Here is a 17,220-nt window from a genome sequence, read left to right as displayed (position 1 = left end):
AGGCTTTCTGCTGTTTAGTTTAACGCTTCATATAAAGCAATAAGTGCCAAGGACTGGCCGTAGGCCATAGGTCTAAGGGCAATGTTCCTGTAATGCTCCTTATCCATCCCCATACCGGTTCCGGCCGACACATTCAGCACCGTTCCATCTGCGCTAATATTTTGACATACCGCCTGAATAGCCTTGTCTGCCGCAGCCTGATAGGAGGAATCCAGAATACCGGCCTTGATGCCTTTGATAATCCCTGCAGCGATTGCGGCCGACCCGGATACCTCTTCATAGCTGGATGGGTCCTGCAGGACGGTATGCCACAGACCGGATGCTGCCTGGAGGGGTACCAGAGCATTGACCTGAGCCGTATACGTATCAATCAGAAACCGCCGGAGCCCCGGGCTAATCGAATCCTGGCAGGCTTCCAGGTAATCAACGATCCCGTACGTGAACCAGGAATTTCCTCGACACCAGAAGATGCTGCCGAAATTATCATTGCGTTCAAAGCTCCAGCCGTGGAAGAACAGGCCGGTATGTTTGTCGAACAAATATTTGATATGGAGCAGAATCTGGTGTTCAGCCTCATGCGCCCAATCCGGCCGGTTAAACTTGCGCCCCGCCTGGTTCAGAAACAGCACTGCCATAAAGAGTGTATCAATCCATAGCTGTCCATTGTGCAGGTGAATTCCATCCCGGTTGCCGATCGCAGTGACCGTATGCTGGAAGCCGCCTTCTTTCGTTTTGGGCAGCTCATGAATGAGCCAATCCGCATGCTCCCGGCATAGCTTTTCCAGTTCGCCGGATGGCTCAAGCTGATCCAGGAGCAGCACCAGAGGCAGATAAGGAGCGGTTGTATTAATGTTTTTGGAAGGCAGGCCAGCCTCCAGGTTACGCGAATACCAATTCTGAAAGAATTCCATATAGCGCGTATCGCCGTAAAAGCTCTGCAGCTTGTAAAGACCATAAAGGCCTACGCCCTGAGGCCAATCCCATTCCTCAATGCCGAAATCCCGTTGCACAATCCCTACTCTGGTATCGGCCTGTACTACGGTTTTATCCTTTTCATAGTCGCTGCCGCCCAGGTTCATAAGCCTGTCTACGACCAGCCCGATTTTTTGCAGCAAAACTTCATTTGTCATAAATTCATCAGCTCCTTATTATTAAGTAGGTCCGGTTAAATGGTCCGCAGATGCCACTGATCGTTAATTTCTTTAATTAACGCCAGATCGCATTTAGGTGTCCGGTCATAGGCAACCAGGCCGTTAATCTCCTGCTCCACATCCGTTAACTGCGTATAACAATAGCCATAAATAATTTTGGACGCGTACACCGCCTTCATGATTCTTCCGTATTCCTGAACAAGATCCTCCGCAGATTGTGCACTGGTATATCCCCAGCCGTCGTCAGCGCCAGCCTTATAGCTGATACCCCCGAATTCAGTCAACAAGATGGGCTCGCCCCGATGCTCATATCCGTCTGCATATACACTGCGGGCTGATGGCTTGGAAGCAAGCATGGTATCTTTGGTGGAAAGAATCCGCTTGAACTCTTCATACTTATCGGGCTCATCTGCTCTGCCGTGCTGATAATTGTGTACCGCACAAATGTCAGTCAGGGTCATTTCCCATCCGTCATTCGATATGACTAACCGGGAATTATCCAAGGAATGAATCAGACTATACATGGCTACGCTGTGATACTGCTGCTGCTTATCCGATTTCACCAGCGGAATCCCCCAGCTCTCGTTAAGCGGGACCCAGGCCACAATTGAGGGATGATTGAAGTCACGGTCAATAATCTCGATCCATTCTTTGGTTAACCGGGCTACAGCATCATTATTGTAAGAGGCGTTCGCCGCACATTCTCCCCATACCAGGAACCCTATCCGGTCAGCCCAGTATAAAAACCGCGGGTCCTCAACCTTCTGATGCTTCCGGCAACCGTTGAACCCTAATTCTTTGGCTAATTCGATATCCTTCTTCAGATGTTCATCCGTTGGCGCGGTAAGCAATCCTTCCTGCCAATAGCCCTGGTCCAGCACAAGCTTCTGGTAATACGGTTTGTTATTCAGGTAGACCATGCCATTCTCTGTATGAACCTTCCGCATGCCGAAATACGACTCTATCGAGTCCACCTCAACTCCGTGATCGTACAGCTTCATCTCCACATCGAACAAATTAGGAGCTTCCGGGCTCCAGGTCCAGCCGGCGCGGTGAAAGTTGGTGCGGAATATTTTCAGACCAAACAGATCTACCATTCTGCGTGTTATAGGCTGTAACAAACGGACCCGGTCCTGAATAACAAGTGCTCCGCCAAAAGAAATACGAAGCTCCAAATCCAATTCTTCTGATCCATGCCCCTCAGACTTCACTTCTATGCCAATACTCCCCTGATCCAAATCGGGCGTAAATTTCACCTGTTGAATATGCACAGGGTTGACCGCCTCCAGCCACACGGTCTGCCAAATCCCTGTTGTACGGGTATACCAGATGCTTTCCGGCTGCTCGATCCAGAACTGCTTGCCCCGGGGGATCGTCTCGTCTGTTGAAGGATCCTCCACATGAACGGTTACCTGTTCCTCTTGTCCGGTCAATGCATGGGTAATGTCAAACGAAAATGAAGTGTGCCCACCCTCATGCATCCCGATATATTGGCCATTCACATACACCCAGGCTCTGTAATCTACCGCCCCAAAATGTAATATCACCCGCTTCTGATACCAGTCCGGATCGAGTGTGAAATTGCGCTTATACCAGACATAATCATGAAACGTGGTATCGTGTATTCCGCTGGCAGGGGTCTGAAACGCAAAGGGAACCTCTATGGTCTGGCTGAAATTCTCACCTGGGTCAAACCACCGCTGCGCGGCTCCCTCATTCCGGTCATCAAATGCAAATTGCCAGGTTCCATTTAAGTTAAGCCATGCGTCTCTGACGAACTGCGGACGCGGATATTCCATCCTATGTGTCATTTAGCTTCAGCTCCCATCTTAGTAGTCCACAACAATAAAAGTTAACTTTTTGTGATTTAGATCGTAAATCTTCCTCGCAGGCAAGCAAATACTATCATGATGAAAGCGTTATTTCAAGGCTATATCGGTGTTATTTCTCATTTTCAACTTTGTGGTATACTAAGTAAAATTAGCGCTTTAACAAAGCTATTATTGTAAACTAAAAAGTTAACAACTGGAGGTTCATATGTTCTTAGAACTCGACGATCATGGTATTTCTGTTCTGAAAGCACTGGCATCGGACACAAGAGCTTCAATCCTTAGACTATTGTTACACACACCGCTTACTGTCAGTGAGCTGGCCGTAAAACTAAACTTAAGCAAAGCGATCGTCTCACGCCATATCCGGTTACTGGAGGACGCCAAGATCATCAAGCTCCAGGACAACCTGGAAGATACAGATAGCAGAAAGAAGAATTTCATTGTAGCGGTTGATCATATTGCCCTCAACTTACCGCAAAAGCTCCATCTTCCTTTTAAAGTCATTACTAATGAAATCAAGCTGGGCTACTATTCTAATTTCTCGGTCATCCCTACCTGCGGATTAGCCAGCCAGGCTAAAATTATCGGCAAGCTAGATGATCAGCGCACCTTCGTCTCCAATGAGCGGATCGAGGCTTCCTTACTTTGGTTTGCGGAGGGCTTCGTTGAATATATCATTCCGAATGAGTTCAACCACAATTTCACTGCAGAATTACTAGAGTTATCTTTAGAGCTCTCTTCAGAGTTTCCTGAATCCAACAATAATTGGCCAAGTGATATCGCTTTTTACATCAACGATGTATTCTTAGGCACCTGGACGGCTCCGGGAAACTTCTCAGATGTGCGCGGGAAAATAACACCAACCTGGTGGAATAACGAACTCAGCCAGTACGGCCTGTTGAAGCATCTAAGAGTCACCAAGAACAACACCGGAATAGACGGCCAGAAAATATCATCGGTCACCCTCGCCCAGCTAAAGATCGAAGACTCCCCCTTCATCAAGCTGAGGATTGGGATTGACGGAAATTCCAAAAACAAAGGCGGACTCACCATCTTCGGCGAACACTTTGGAAACTATCCGCAGAATATTCTGCTTAAACTGTTCTATACGGAAGCGGAATAGGGGGTGTTTTGGGTAGGCTTAAACCGTATATATACTGTTTTCCACATACATTCGAGCCACATGCCTGCGTTCAGCACAATGTATGCTGTTTTCCGCATACATTCGGGCCACTTGCCTGCGTTCCAGCAAATGTATGCTGTTTTTCGCATATATTCGAGCCATATGCCCACGCAACAGCAAATGTGTGCTGTTTTCCGCATACATTCAAGGCATCGCATTTTAAGAAAAACAATAAATAGCCTAATCTCTTAGCGCATTCGCTATGGGTTAGGCTATTTTTGTACAAAAACTCATCTGCTCTCTAACGCCCGCGTATCCCGCCCATCATACTCCCTCCCCTCCCCCCATATACATAGGAAGAACGCTGCATATGCTGGAAGGAGAGATGGATCATGCCCGGTGAAGAGGAGATCAAGGCGCTGGAGCGGGCGATTGCCGAGATTACGGAGATTGCGTCCGGGTTCGGGCTCGATTTTTATCCGATGCGTTATGAGATATGTCCGGCAGATATTATTTATACCTTCGGTGCGTACGGGATGCCTACCCGGTTCGGGCACTGGAGCTTTGGCAAGACTTTTCATAAAATGAAGGCTCAATACGATTTTGGCCTGAGCAAAATTTATGAGCTGGTGATCAACTCCAACCCCTGTTACGCCTTCCTGCTGGACGGCAACTCGCTGGTGCAGAACAAGCTGATTGTCGCGCATGTGCTGGCGCACTGCGATTTCTTCAAGAACAATATGCGCTTCTCCATGTCCAACCGGGATATGGTCGAGAGTATGTCCGCCACCGCTGACCGGATCAATGATTACACGGTGACTTACGGCACAGATACAGTAGAGAGCTTCATCGATTCCGTGCTGGCGATCCAGGAGCATATCGATCCGAGCCTGATTCAGCCGCGTAAGCTGGGCAAGACCCACCTGCTCGAAGCCAAAATGAAGGAGCGCAAAGGCTCCGCCCCCCGCATCCCCGGACCCGCCAGTCCGTACAGTGAGCTGTGGGAACTGGACCGCGATGAGGACGATGCCCCAGCAGCAGACGCGAACAGCAAGAAACCTTTTCCCCCCGAGCCGGAGAAAGACATCGTCTGGTTCATCCAGCAATACTCCACCGTTCTGGAGGACTGGCAGCGCGACATCATGACGATGCTGCGTGACGAGATGCTCTACTTCTGGCCGCAGATGGAGACGAAGATCATGAATGAAGGCTGGGCCTCCTACTGGCATCAGCGGATTATGCGCGAGCTGGACCTGACGGCAGAAGAGACAGTCGAATACGCCAAGTTGAATTCTGCTGTGGTGCAGCCCTCACGCCAGAGCCTGAATCCCTATTATTTAGGACTCAAGATCTTCGAGGACATCGAAAAACGCTGGGACCGGGATAAAATGTTCGAGGTGCGTGAGCTCGATTCCGACATCTCCTTCATCCGCAGCTATCTGTCGAAGGAGCTGGTGAACGACCTGGACCTCTATGTATTTGAGAAAAAAGGCCCAGAGTGGAAAATCACCGACAAGGCCTGGGAGAATGTGCGTGACCAGCTTGTGCTGGCCCGTGTCAACGGCGGCTCTCCCTATCTTGTCATTGAGGATGCTGATTATGAGCGGAACGGGGAACTGCTGATCACCCACCGCTACGAGAGCATTGAGCTGGACCTGAAATATCTGGAGCGCACGCTCCCGCATATTTACGCATTGTGGGGACGGACCATTCATCTGCAGACCGTGGTGGAAGACAAAAAAGCCCTTTTTACCTATGACGGCAAAAAGGTGCAGCGGAAGTTTCTGTAGACAAGTATATGTATCGGTTCTTGCCAGCCGCAGTCTGAGTTGCTACGTGCAATTAATCTGCGGCTGGGTTATTTGTGCCTTCAGGCCGGGTCTCCATGTCAAACAGCCTGCCCAGCGGGATTTTGAGATCCTGGAACACATGCGAAGACGCATGATCTTGCTCAGAATATAAGTTGCGAACCTGATAGATGCCCTCCTGCAAAGCATACACATGAACCGTGCGGTTGCCGGGATCGACAATCCAGTATTCCTGAACGCCATACTTTTGATACAGATTGAACTTCTCATTGAAGTCCTTAAGCGCCGTTGACGGCGATAAAACTTCGATAATCAGAGTAGGGGCACCGTGACAGCCTTTCTTCGTAATCTGATCTCTTGAGCAGACCACTGACAGATCGGGATGGACGACATGATCAGGCGTGTTCATAGAATCGCTCTCGCTGAAGAACACATCGAACGGAGCAACGAACACATGACAGTTCTTATTCTGCAAGTGTGTGCGCAATGCGAAATATAACTCCCCTACAACATACTGGTGCAGGGATGTCGGAGCGGGTGACATATTATAAGCTTGCCCGTTAATTAATTCCCATGGGCCTTCCCACGACAGCCAATCCTGGTACGTATGAAGCTTCTTCTCATCCGGGTTCGACACTGAGTCCAGCCTCCTTCGCTATAAGCGGATTGAGTGTACTTGAATTATAACATGATTCCCCCGAAAAACTCAGCGCACACTTGCCGCCCCCCCTCCCCTCAGACTATTAAATATAAAATATCCCAAATTTGTTTTAATCGTGTCTGAATGGGTTATAAAACTCTTGTGGTTTATAATGGGTAATTATGGATTACTGCCAAATTGCCCTCATCCAGACAAACAGAAACAGACGGGAGAGGACATTCGTGAACGTGAAGTCGAAAGTGAAGAGGCAATGGAAAGTGAAACAACTGGCAGTTATTATGCTCATTATGTGCATGGTGCTGACAGGCTGCATGGGGAGCAGCAAGGAAGCCAGCCCGGAACCGTCAGCTACGCCGCAGGCCAGTGCTTCGGCAGAGCCGAAGAACACTGCGGGGAACCCGCCGCCGGATGCTTCGCAGACGGTGTATGACCTGAAGCAGAAATATGATGATGACGAGGAAGACAGCAACCCCGGCATCATGCCGATGTATAATGTGGAGCAGGATATGGAATTTGTATTCCGGTTCAATACGGATCTGGGCTCCGACGCCATCGGCAAGACGCTGTCCGTACATACCGATATCAAAGCACTGCCGGAGAGCAAGGTTGCAACTCTGGAAGATTCACAGCTTGTAGACGGCAAAAGCGTGTACTCCATCAAGCCGCTCGGCTTCGGCGTACTCCCTTCCGACTCTCTGCGCGCCACGGGAGAGAGCTCCTGGGGGAACGCCCCGGTGTACTATATCCGGCTCAACTATGACCTGGATGCGTCCAAGCCTACGCCGCTGAAGCAGCCGGTGATCATTCCGTTCACGGTAAAATCGGATCTGCCAGTGCCGAATCTGCAGGCCGACATCAGCCCGGACGGAAGATTGACCCTGGTCTGGAATGAGGTGCCGGGCGCGGAGAGCTACAACATCTACAGTGCCTCCCATATTACAATGGAGAACACCAATGAACCGCTGAGCGGTGCCGAGCAGGGCTATGCGGATCAGCGTCCGCTCAAGATTGCAACAGTGCAGGGCAATGCCTATAACGACTTCATGAAGGACGGGCGCGGAGCGCTGGGAATTGTCGATGAGACGATCACCAGCATCCAGAACAACAATGTGCAAGGTGAATATTACATTACTGCGGTCCAGGGTGACAAAGAGTCCAGCTTCAGCGCCTCGGTCGATACCGTAGCCCTGTCCAAACGGCTGCCGCGCACCGTAGCTTCCGAGGATAATATTAATCTGAAGCTGTTCAAGAACGCCGGAGTACTGCCGAAGACTGTCCCGGTCGAGTATATTGACGGCTCCAAAGCTTCAATTCCTGTCATCTATGACACAGGCGCAGTTACACTTAAGCCATCCGGTCCCATTGACCTTCCCTACTCGATTCAGGGTACCGCACTCAAGGGATATGTCCAGGTATCGCTGCTGACGGAAGCAGACCTTAAGAGTCTGGCCGCCGCCCAGAGCAAAGGGGCCACCCAAGGGTATGTGGAGCCGCAGAATAGCACCGACTATGTTCCTGCTCCCGACGTGCCGACGATCATTGACGACAACAACAGCGGCAGTGGAGCCACCGGAACGCCAGGAGATCCTGTAGAACCCGGTGAGAATCTCATCGATCAGCAAAAAGAGAATACCAAGAACAAGGTAGAGGAAGGCAACAAGCAGGCGGTGCCGGGCACCACGATCCGGGCTGATCTGATTCATGCCGACTCTGCTCTGGAGGAGTATCTCGCACTGACGCTAATCAACGGTGAGACAGAAATCTCGCTGCAAGCCTTCCCGGAGGCGCAGAATGCCCGCACCCTATCGGATGTCATCCAGAAGGTGGTGTACCAGAACCCGCTCATCCTCGGATTCCGCGGCTACGGCTATGATTATGAGAAGCTGACGCTGTTCGTGAAGTTCGATGATTCTGCGGAGTCGATGCGTGCCAAGCAGAAGGAGATTCTGGCCGAGGCCGACAAGGTCATCGCAGCCATCATCAAGGACGGCATGAGCGCCGATGACAAGCAGATGGCGATCTACAATTACCTGAATGACAACACCACCTACGACGATGCTGCGCTGGAGAATGCCAAGGAACAGGATTTCAAAGAAGTGGATGCGAAATTCAACGATTCGTTCAATACCTACGGCATTCTGGTCAAAAAGATCGGGGTATGCATGAGCTACGCCCATACCTTCCAATTACTGTCCGACCTCGTTCAGGTCCCTTCGATGGTTGTAACAGGAACAATGAGCGGCGTGAGTCACGCCTGGAACAAGGTGAAGATCGGCGATGAGTGGGTCAATGTCGATCCGACCAACAACGCCACTAATACCGGACTGCCTTATCTGCTCTACAACTCCAACGATGCTACAGCTACCGATGTAGAGTATGTAATGGACAAAGCCTACTGGCTGGACCATGAACTGCCTCTGTTCAAGGCCACCAGCAATGCCTATGATTATTACGTGACCCAGGGGCTGGAGGTTGATTCCCTGGAAGATTACAAGAACAAGCTCGCCGGGCTGCTGAAGCAGGGCGAAACTCTGGTGGTGCTGCGTGTCCTGGCCGACAGTGACAGCTCAGAGCTGATGCAGAAGACTGCGGAGGTGATCAAGCAATACGATGCCAGCAAGCTGGATAGTGCAGGCATGGTCGAGCTTGGAAGCTACGTAGCGGTTCAACTGGACGCCGCAGCCCAGCAATAGCAGAAGAAAGGCAAGCCCCGCTGCTGGGGCTTGCTTTTCTTGCTGTTTAGGGAATTCTGATTTACAACTGCCCATGGATAAGTGCTCTTACGAATGAGGAATCCAAAATGTAGTCGAAAAACCGATCACATTCAGCGGCGGCGCAGGTTTATGACCAAATGTAGTCGAAAAACCGACCACATTAAGCAGTGGCGCAGGGATATGACCAAATGTAGTCGAAAAACCGATCACATCGAGCGGCGGCTACCGGAATATGACCAAATGTAGTCGAAAAACCGATCACATTCAGCGGCCGCAAAGGTGCATGTGCCGGATATACGGCTATTTATCTTCATAAGGATAATAAATATCGCTCAGATTACCCGCCTGATAATAGGGGTATTCCAGTCTTTTTTGCACCTGGCGCGCAGTATCTGTATTCACTAAGCACTCGATCAGGTAGAGGCCGAGGTCGATTGAGGACGTTACTCCGCCTCCGGTGAAGGTGTCGCCTTCCCGGACGGCCCGGGCCTTAATGACTTCCCCGCAGTAAGGGGCAAGCAGATCGTAGGCTGACGAGTTCGTGGTCGCTTTTTTACCCTCTAAGAATCCTGCCGCCCCTAAGAGCAGTGCACCTGTGCAGACCGATACTTTATAGCGCGCACCTTCTGCCGTCCGTATCCAGCTTATGAATTCCTCATCATTGCGGAGCGTCCGGGTCGCATGACCGCCCGGGAGGAAGACCAGATCAAATGCCCCCAGATCAGGCAAAATCTCATTAGCCTTGATGGTCAGGCCCCGGTCATCACTCACCTCAGCCTTGTTGGCGCAGAAGGTCCAGGATACGTTCTCCTTCGCCTTCAGGATCGCCACCCAGCTCACCCCTTCATAGAACCCCACGAAATCCATGGTGGTCATGCCGTCAAACAGCACAAATGCCATTCTCATAACCGTCACCCATCCTCTCCTAATGGAAGATCAAGTACTCAGTTCCAGATATACTGCATCTTTGTATACCCGACATCCCATATTTTCAGTTCGCCCTTAAGCGTGATCTTCAGCTCTTGCCCCGGCAGAGCCGGCATCTCGTATACCACAGGGTACTGTTCAGGATTAGTACGCTGATAATCTCCATTATAATTCAAGATCTCCTGGCCGTCCCGGATAATACTGATCTCACCGGAATAATCCGTGGGTTCGGGGTGGAATCTCCGACTTCAGTGCCATATTTCTATAGCCTATTTAATGGTTTCATGAACCCTGCGCTCACGCACCGGAACATAGATCTCCATCACCGAATCCACCCGGGCATGGCAGCGCTCATCGTAGAATTCAAAGTTCAGCTTGTCCTCGTCATGCACATAGCCGCTTCCCGGGAACCAGTCCTCGAAGATATATCTCCAGGTACTCTTAACCACCTCGGCAAAAGTCTCCGGCCGCTCCAGATCGGTAGCATCTACCGGCGGTGTCGTGAATACCGCGTACTGTGCCGCAGGCACTACAGCCGTAAGCATGTCCGAAGTGACCAGACTGAAGTCCTCCACGATCACTCCCAGCAGATACACAGCATTGCCGCCAGTGTCTGAAGGTATACATAAACCGACCTCCCCGTGCCTCTGCGGGTTCAGCTTCGCATACATTTGGTCCTCCAGATTGTCCCCTTCATAATGATACCAGAACGAAGCGACATCCTGGGTGGCATATCCGGCCTCCACATCGGTCTCGATGCCATACCCCGCTACGTTAAAAGCAGGCTTCACCGCCAATACAGGCTCCGCAATATATTCCTTGATGTCATACTCCAGCCGGTCCCGGACATACCCGTTCATCCGCGCCGCATACTGGGAGGGGCTATAGCCGTAAGACTTACGGAAGGCTTTGGCGAAGCCGCCGGGGGTCTCGAACCCATACTCCAGCGCAATGTCTGTAATTCTCCGCCCGTTGAACAATTCAACCGCAGCCCGCGACAGTCTCCGGGTACGCACATATTCCATGACCGGCATGTCCTGCGCCTTACTGAACATCCGGCAAAAATGATACAGCGAATACCCCGCATACGCCGCAATCTGCTCCGCCGTCAAAGGTTCTGTAAGATGCTCCTCAATATAATCAATACTCCGCCCGATCTCTCTGCTGTAATTCAAGGGCTCCACCGGCCTTTCTGTAAAACATAGCTTATCCGATTATAGCAGACTGGGGCCTGCGGGACTGTTCCAGCCTTGCTCTGTTCCCAGCTTATCCTAGCAGGCTAATCCTCCAGGCTCACTTTTATATTCGCCATATACGTATCACTTCCAATTCCGGCGAATAGGCTATTGTAATGAACACAAGAATGGAGGTATCCCTCATGAACTACAGAAACGAGAATCCGGATCATCAGGTTCAGCCGTCAGGCTACCGGCATCTGCCCCAGCCCTTCCCTTATTCGCATTATCACCACCTGGTCCGCCAGAGGGCTTCTGAGGAGACCGCCCCGAAGACGGCTGAGCAGAACGTAACTGCCGGGAATACGCAGACGGTCCGGTTCTCCGAGCCTGAGGCCGCTCCAAGTAAGCTTGAGAACGAGCATGCGGAGGACACCATGGACGGCTGGCAGCAGCTTCAGAGTGCCAGCAAGCCGCAGAAGGTTCTGGAAAGCGAACAGCCGGCTGCGGCTGCCGCGAACAAGCCGGTGAACGACCACCCTGGAGCAAGTCAGACCGGCGGAAACGGAATTCATATCGATACAGGAGGCGAAATCGGGGGCAAGCACGGCATTGGCTTGCATGCCGGCGGCAATCTGGACTACAGCGGCGCTGATCTTAAGGCCGGCGGCCATATCGGCAGTCCCTCCTATGGGATCGAAGCCCAAGGCGGTTCTCACATAGGTAACGGGCAAGGCCTGGGAGTGAACGCCGAAGCCCAGGCCTTCGGCAAATACGGGGTGGCTGCTCAAGGCAAGGCCCAGCTTGGCGGCGGGCAAGGAGCCGATGTCCATATGGGCGCCCAGGCCGGCGGCGGCCACGGGCTGGATGCAGATGCAGGTGCTCATCTGGGCCTCAGCCAAGGCGCCGGCTTCGACTCCCATGTTCAGCTAGGCGGCAACAAGGGCATCGGGGCTGAGGCCAAAGCTCAAATTGGCGGCGGCGAAGGCGCAGGCATCGGCTTGGGCGGACAGCTCGGTAAGTATAAAGGCCAGATCAGCTTCAAGATTGGCGGCAAGCAGCAGGAGCCCAAGGAAGTGCAGGAGGACTAGCAGGAATAGAAGTCTCCAGCAGAATAAGAGGCCCTCTGACAAGAAGGGTTGTCCATTCTGTAGGAGTGGGCGGCTAAGCAGCCTCAACAATATATTCTGCAATCTAAAGGGAATATCCCTAAGCCATCATGGTGGCCCGGGATATTCCCTTTTCGCTGGACCCGAAGGTCTGATTGGAGCTGTGTCAGCGGTTCAGCAGGCTTCCGACATATTTCAGCAGCTCATTGGCGCAGATCGGGCAGTAGCCATGCTCGTCGATCAGACGGCGGCTAACCTCGTTGATCCGTTTAAGCTGGCTCTCATCCGGCGTTTTGGAGGAGGTGGTGATTTTGACGATATCCTTGAGGTCTGCGAACAGCTTCTTCTCAATTGCTTCCCGCAGCCGGTCGTGATTGTTGTACTCGAACTTCTTGCCCTTGCGGGAATAGGACGATATACGGATCAGAATCTCCTCGCGGAAGGCCTTCTTCGCATTCTCCGAGATGCCGATCTGCTCTTCAATCGAGCGCATCAGCCGCTCATCCGGCTCCATCTCCTCATCGGTCAGCGGATCGCGGATTTTGGACCAGTTGCAGAAGGCTTCAATATTGTCGAGATAATTCTCGAACAGCGTTTTGGCGGATTCTTCAAAAGAGTACACAAACGCCTTCTGCACCTCGCTCTTGGCGAGAATATCGTATTCCTTGCGGGCGATGGAAATGAAGTTCAGATACCGCTCGCGCTCCTCCTTCGTAATCGATGGATGCTGATCCAGGCCGTCCTTGATCGCCCGCAGCACATCCAGTGCGTTCATGCACTGCAGATCACCCTTGATCAGGGCACTGGAGATCCGGTTAATGACATAACGCGGGTCCACACCGGACATCCCCTCATCCAGGTACTCCGTCTGCATCTCCTTAAGATCGGCTTCCTTGTAGCCCTCCACCTCTTCGCCGTCGTACATGCGCAGCTTCTTGATCAGGTCCATCCCCTGCTTCTTGCTCTCCTTGAGCCGGGTCAGAATCGAGAAGATCGCAGCCGCGCGCAGCGCATGAGGGGCAATATGCACATGCTTCATATCGCTCTGGGCAATCAGCTTGGCGTAGATTTTCTCTTCCTCCGAGACGCGCAGGTTGTAGGGAACCGGCATGACGATCATGCGGGACTGGAGCGCTTCATTCTTTTTATTGGCGATGAAGGCTTTATATTCGGTCTCGTTCGTATGGGCCACAATCAGCTCGTCAGCACTGATCAGCGCGAACCGGCCAGCCTTGAAATTGCCCTCCTGTGTCAGCGACAGCAGATTCCACAGGAACTTCTCGTCACACTTCAGCATCTCCTGGAACTCCATCAGCCCGCGGTTCGCCTTATTCAGCTCGCCGTCGAAGCGGTAAGCCCGCGGATCGGACTCCGAGCCGTATTCAGTAATGGTCGAGAAGTCGATGCTGCCCGTCAGGTCGGCAATATCCTGCGACTTAGGATCGGAGGGGCTGAAAGTTCCGATGCCCACCCGCTCGCCTTCCGAGAACAGCACGCGTGTGACCGGCACTGCTTCAATATCCCCGCCGTACTCACTCTTCAGCCGCATCTGGCAGGACGGGCAGAGATTGCCTTCAATCCGCACCCCCAGCTCGCGTTCAATCTCCGGGCGCAGCTCCAGCGGAATCAGATGCAGCGGGTCCTCGTGCATCGGGCAGCCTTCAATCGCATAGACCGCACCGCCCTCGGTACGTGAATACTGCTCCAGACCGCGCTTCAGCAGTGTTACCAGCGTGGACTTCCCTCCGCTGACCGGTCCCATCAGCAGCAGAATCCGTTTGCGCACATCCAGCCGCCGGGCGGCCGAATGGAAATACTCCTCTACCAGCTTCTCCACCGCACGGTCCAGCCCAAAGATCTCCTGTTCAAAAAACTTATACCTCTTCCGCCCGTTGATTTCCTCGACGCCGTGTGACTTGATCATGTCGTAGACGCGGGCATGAGCCGTTTTTGCGGGAGCGGGGTCCAGTTTCAGCAGTTCTATATAGTCCTTGAAAGTGCCGCTCCACGCCAAACGGTCGTTCTCAGCCCGATGCGTTGCTATTCGCTCAAAAATATCCATTGGCTCGCTGCCTCCTCTTGCGCTCCTGCTTGCTCCACCAAAGCTTAGAAAGTGTATTACATAACTATGCGCGGAGCCCGGAATAGTTGACCTCTTTTTTGCTGTGCTATAATAGAGAATCATGATCACCGGGTCAGGAATAAGCTGCCATCCGGGCGCAGGAGTGACAATCAAATGGCAATCAGACAGGAGACGGAGCTGTATGCTCCGCTTAAGACTTTTTTTGAGCGGCAGGGCTATGAGATCAAGGGCGAGGTGCGGACGTGCGACCTGGTGGGCATCCGGGAGGACGAGGACCAGCCGCTGATCGTGGAGATGAAAAAATCGTTCAACCTCGCCCTGCTGCTGCAGGGGGTGGAACGCTTGCGGCTCAGCCCGAACGTCTACCTCGCGGTAGAGCGCGTCCGGACGAAGAAGGGCGCGGTGAACCAGCGCTGGGGCGAGCTTACCGGGCTGTGCCGCCGGCTCGGCCTGGGGCTGATCACCGTCGTCTTCTACAAGACGAAGGCCCCGCTCGTTGAGGTGCTCGCGGAGCCGGGCGACGCGCCGCCGCAGGCCCGCAGCGCGGTGCGCCGCCGCGAGCGCTTGCTCTATGAGTTCCGCGAGCGCAGCGGGGACTACAACACCGGCGGCAGCACGCGCGTTAAGCTCGTGACTGCCTACCGCGAGAAGGCGCTGCGCGTAGCACTCGCGCTGCAGGCCCTGGAGGCCGAAGCCGCTGCGGCGGCGGCCGGCCTCGGCGGGGGGACCGCCGCCTCCGGGGCGGGCGGCGGCCCAGGCGCTCCGCACGGCGGCGGCGTGACGCCTGCCGCGCTGCGCAAGCACAGCGGCGTGCCGGGCGCCGCTGCGATTCTGCAGAAGAACTACTATGCGTGGTTCTTCCGGGTGGAGCGCGGCCGCTACACGCTCACGGCCGCCGGCAGAGCCGCGCTGATCGAGTACGCCGCAGTCGCGGAGATCAGCGCCGGCGCGGCCAAGCTGTAGGCCGCGCTGCAAGCTTACATGGGGCGGCCTGAAGATCGCCGGCCGCCCAATGTATTCGCTTTTCCACACACATTCCGCCCGCTTACCGCCGCCCCTGCCCAATGTAATCGGTTTTCCGATTACATCCCGCCAACCTGTCTCCGCCACGCCCAATGTAATCGGTTTTTCGATTACATCCCGCCAACCTGTCTCCGCCATGCCCAATGTAATCGGTTTTTCGATTACATTCCGCCAACCTGCCTCCGCCACGCCCAATGTAATCGGTTTTTCGATTACATTCCGCCCACTTGCCGCCACACCGGCACCGGGGTTTATATTGTCCTCTATGACATGACAAAAAAGACTGTCCGCTCTCAAGGCGAAGCAGTCTCTCATATATAATCTTCCTATCAATCATTAAGCTCAATGATTTCTTAGCTGCGGGCCGTGAATTCACTCACCGCTTCACTCATCAGATTCATCCCGAGCAGCAGCTCATCGCGGCCGGGATGGCTGAAGTTGAGCCGGATGCGGCCGGTTCCGCCGCTCACCGAGCAGAGCGGGCCGGGCAGGAAGGCCACCCCCTTCGCCAGGGAGGCCCGCAACAGGGCCATAGCGTCCAGGCCCTCCGGCAGCGATACCCAGAGGAACATGCCGCCTGCCGGCATATCGTAGACGCTGCTCTTCCAGGCCGGCCGCTTCAGCAGCTCCGCCATCAGCTTCAGGCGGGTATTGTACTCGCGGTTAAGCAGAGCGATATGCTCGCGCAGATCGAAGGCCGAGACGCTCAGCAGATGATGCAGCAGACGCTGGTTCAGCGAGCTGGACTGCCAGTCCGCCATTTGCTTGGCCGCCGCCATCATTCCGATCAGCTCGCGGCTTCCCGCCGCCCAGCCCGTCCGCAGCGCCGGCGCGACCGTTTTGCTGAAGGAGCCGATATATAACACATGTCCGCCTTCACTGGCATTCTCCATGGCATATAGAGTAGGATATTTCACGGAAGGATGCTCATCGTAGCGGCTGAAGTGCAGGTCCCCGTATGAATCGTCTTCAACGATTAATACATTGTGTGAAATGCACAGCTGCAGAATCTCCTGCCGCCGGGTCAGGCTCCATAGCACGCCGCTCGGGTTAGTGAAGCTGGGCGCGGCGAACAGCATCTTCGGCCGGTACTGCCGGATCATGCTGCGCAGATGGTCCGGCAGCAGCCCTTCCTTATCGCCCTGCACCGGAATAATCACAGCCCCCTGCATCCGCAGCGCCTGCAGAATCCCCGGCGAGGTCGGGTTCTCCACCAGCACATGATCCCCGGGATCAATATACACCCGGGAGAGCAGATCGATGGCCTGCTGGCTTCCTGTCGTCAGCAGCACCCCGCCCTCGGCCACAGCAACCCCTTTGTTCTTCAGCCAATCCCCGGTCAGCCATTCCCGCAGCGGGCCATATCCTTCAGGCTCCCCGTACTGGAGAGCGCCCGCATCCGCCGAGATGACGGTAGATGCCGCTTCAGACAGCAGCGGCAGCGGGAACAATTCCTCCGCCGGAAGCTCCTCCGCCAGCGAGATCAGCGTACCCTTCCGTGTCTGCTTGCGGATGCTCAGCAACGGTGAAGATAACAATGTATGTGCGCGCGAAGAGAACTCATACTTCATACGCTTCCCCCCTTTTATCTGGTTTAAGAATATTCCGGTCCTG

The 17,220-nt window shown here is 53.6% G+C and carries 13 protein-coding genes; 5 read left to right on the top strand and 8 right to left on the bottom strand.

Going from position 1 to position 17,220, the window contains the following annotated elements; genetic code table 11:
* Positions 1–14: 14 nt before the first annotated feature.
* Positions 15–1,130 (bottom strand): glycoside hydrolase family 88/105 protein, encoded by a 1,116-nt coding sequence (locus K1558_RS19055; RefSeq protein ID WP_238653238.1) that lies wholly within the window; start codon positions 1,128–1,130, stop codon positions 15–17.
* Between the two features lie 35 nt (positions 1,131–1,165).
* Positions 1,166–2,962 carry a glycoside hydrolase family 2 protein gene (locus K1558_RS19050; RefSeq protein ID WP_238653237.1) on the bottom strand — a complete coding sequence of 599 codons (1,797 nt, stop codon included), beginning with the start codon at positions 2,960–2,962 and terminating at the stop codon, positions 1,166–1,168.
* A gap of 226 nt (positions 2,963–3,188) precedes the next feature.
* Between K1558_RS19050 and K1558_RS19045 the strand changes: the two genes are divergently transcribed.
* Together K1558_RS19045 and K1558_RS19040 are read left to right on the top strand one after the other, a co-directional pair.
* Positions 3,189–4,106: an ArsR/SmtB family transcription factor gene (locus K1558_RS19045; RefSeq protein WP_238653236.1), complete on the top strand. Its 918-nt coding sequence runs from the start codon at positions 3,189–3,191 to the stop codon at positions 4,104–4,106.
* 392 nt (positions 4,107–4,498) lie between these two features.
* A complete protein-coding gene (locus K1558_RS19040) occupies positions 4,499–5,896 on the top strand; it encodes a SpoVR family protein (RefSeq protein ID WP_238653235.1) in 1,398 nt (465 codons plus the stop codon).
* Positions 5,897–5,948: 52 nt separating this feature from the next.
* On the opposite strand, the gene K1558_RS19035 is transcribed toward K1558_RS19040, so the two are convergent.
* Positions 5,949–6,551: a Uma2 family endonuclease gene (locus K1558_RS19035; protein ID WP_238653234.1), complete on the bottom strand. Its 603-nt coding sequence runs from the start codon at positions 6,549–6,551 to the stop codon at positions 5,949–5,951.
* Between the two features lie 281 nt (positions 6,552–6,832).
* Here K1558_RS19035 and K1558_RS19030 point away from each other — a divergent pair, with 281 nt between their 5' ends.
* The gene (locus K1558_RS19030) at positions 6,833–9,268 is read left to right on the top strand and encodes a transglutaminase domain-containing protein (protein ID WP_238653233.1); all 2,436 of its coding nucleotides are present in this window, start codon (positions 6,833–6,835) and stop codon (positions 9,266–9,268) included.
* 321 nt (positions 9,269–9,589) lie between these two features.
* Here the strand turns inward: K1558_RS19030 and K1558_RS19025 are convergent, their stop codons facing one another.
* The 3 genes from K1558_RS19025 to K1558_RS19015 form a co-directional block, all read right to left on the bottom strand.
* Positions 9,590–10,195 (bottom strand): DJ-1/PfpI family protein, encoded by a 606-nt coding sequence (locus K1558_RS19025; protein ID WP_238653232.1) that lies wholly within the window; start codon positions 10,193–10,195, stop codon positions 9,590–9,592.
* Between the two features lie 38 nt (positions 10,196–10,233).
* Positions 10,234–10,392 (bottom strand): hypothetical protein, encoded by a 159-nt coding sequence (locus tag K1558_RS19020; protein ID WP_238653231.1) that lies wholly within the window; start codon positions 10,390–10,392, stop codon positions 10,234–10,236.
* A gap of 93 nt (positions 10,393–10,485) precedes the next feature.
* Positions 10,486–11,391, bottom strand: a complete 906-nt coding sequence (locus K1558_RS19015; RefSeq protein ID WP_238653230.1) for an AraC family transcriptional regulator — start codon at positions 11,389–11,391, stop codon at positions 10,486–10,488.
* Between the two features lie 203 nt (positions 11,392–11,594).
* On the opposite strand from K1558_RS19015, the gene K1558_RS19010 reads away from it, so the two are divergent.
* The gene (locus tag K1558_RS19010) at positions 11,595–12,482 is read left to right on the top strand and encodes a hypothetical protein (RefSeq protein ID WP_238653229.1); all 888 of its coding nucleotides are present in this window, start codon (positions 11,595–11,597) and stop codon (positions 12,480–12,482) included.
* 184 nt (positions 12,483–12,666) lie between these two features.
* Here the strand turns inward: K1558_RS19010 and K1558_RS19005 are convergent, their stop codons facing one another.
* Positions 12,667–14,562, bottom strand: coding sequence for a PrkA family serine protein kinase (locus K1558_RS19005; RefSeq protein WP_238653228.1), 1,896 nt, complete (start codon positions 14,560–14,562; stop codon positions 12,667–12,669).
* Between the two features lie 174 nt (positions 14,563–14,736).
* On the opposite strand from K1558_RS19005, the gene K1558_RS19000 reads away from it, so the two are divergent.
* A complete protein-coding gene (locus tag K1558_RS19000; RefSeq protein WP_238653227.1) occupies positions 14,737–15,546 on the top strand; it encodes a DUF2161 family putative PD-(D/E)XK-type phosphodiesterase in 810 nt (269 codons plus the stop codon).
* A 413-nt stretch (positions 15,547–15,959) separates the two neighbouring features.
* On the opposite strand, the gene K1558_RS18995 is transcribed toward K1558_RS19000, so the two are convergent.
* A complete protein-coding gene (locus K1558_RS18995) occupies positions 15,960–17,177 on the bottom strand; it encodes an aminotransferase-like domain-containing protein (protein ID WP_238653226.1) in 1,218 nt (405 codons plus the stop codon).
* Positions 17,178–17,220: the final 43 nt, after the last annotated feature.

It is taken from the genome of Paenibacillus piscarius (assembly GCF_022234545.1).
Classification (GTDB): Bacteria; Bacillota; Bacilli; order Paenibacillales; family Paenibacillaceae; genus Paenibacillus_AQ; species Paenibacillus_AQ piscarius.
This window is presented reverse-complemented; position numbering and strand designations above follow the sequence as displayed.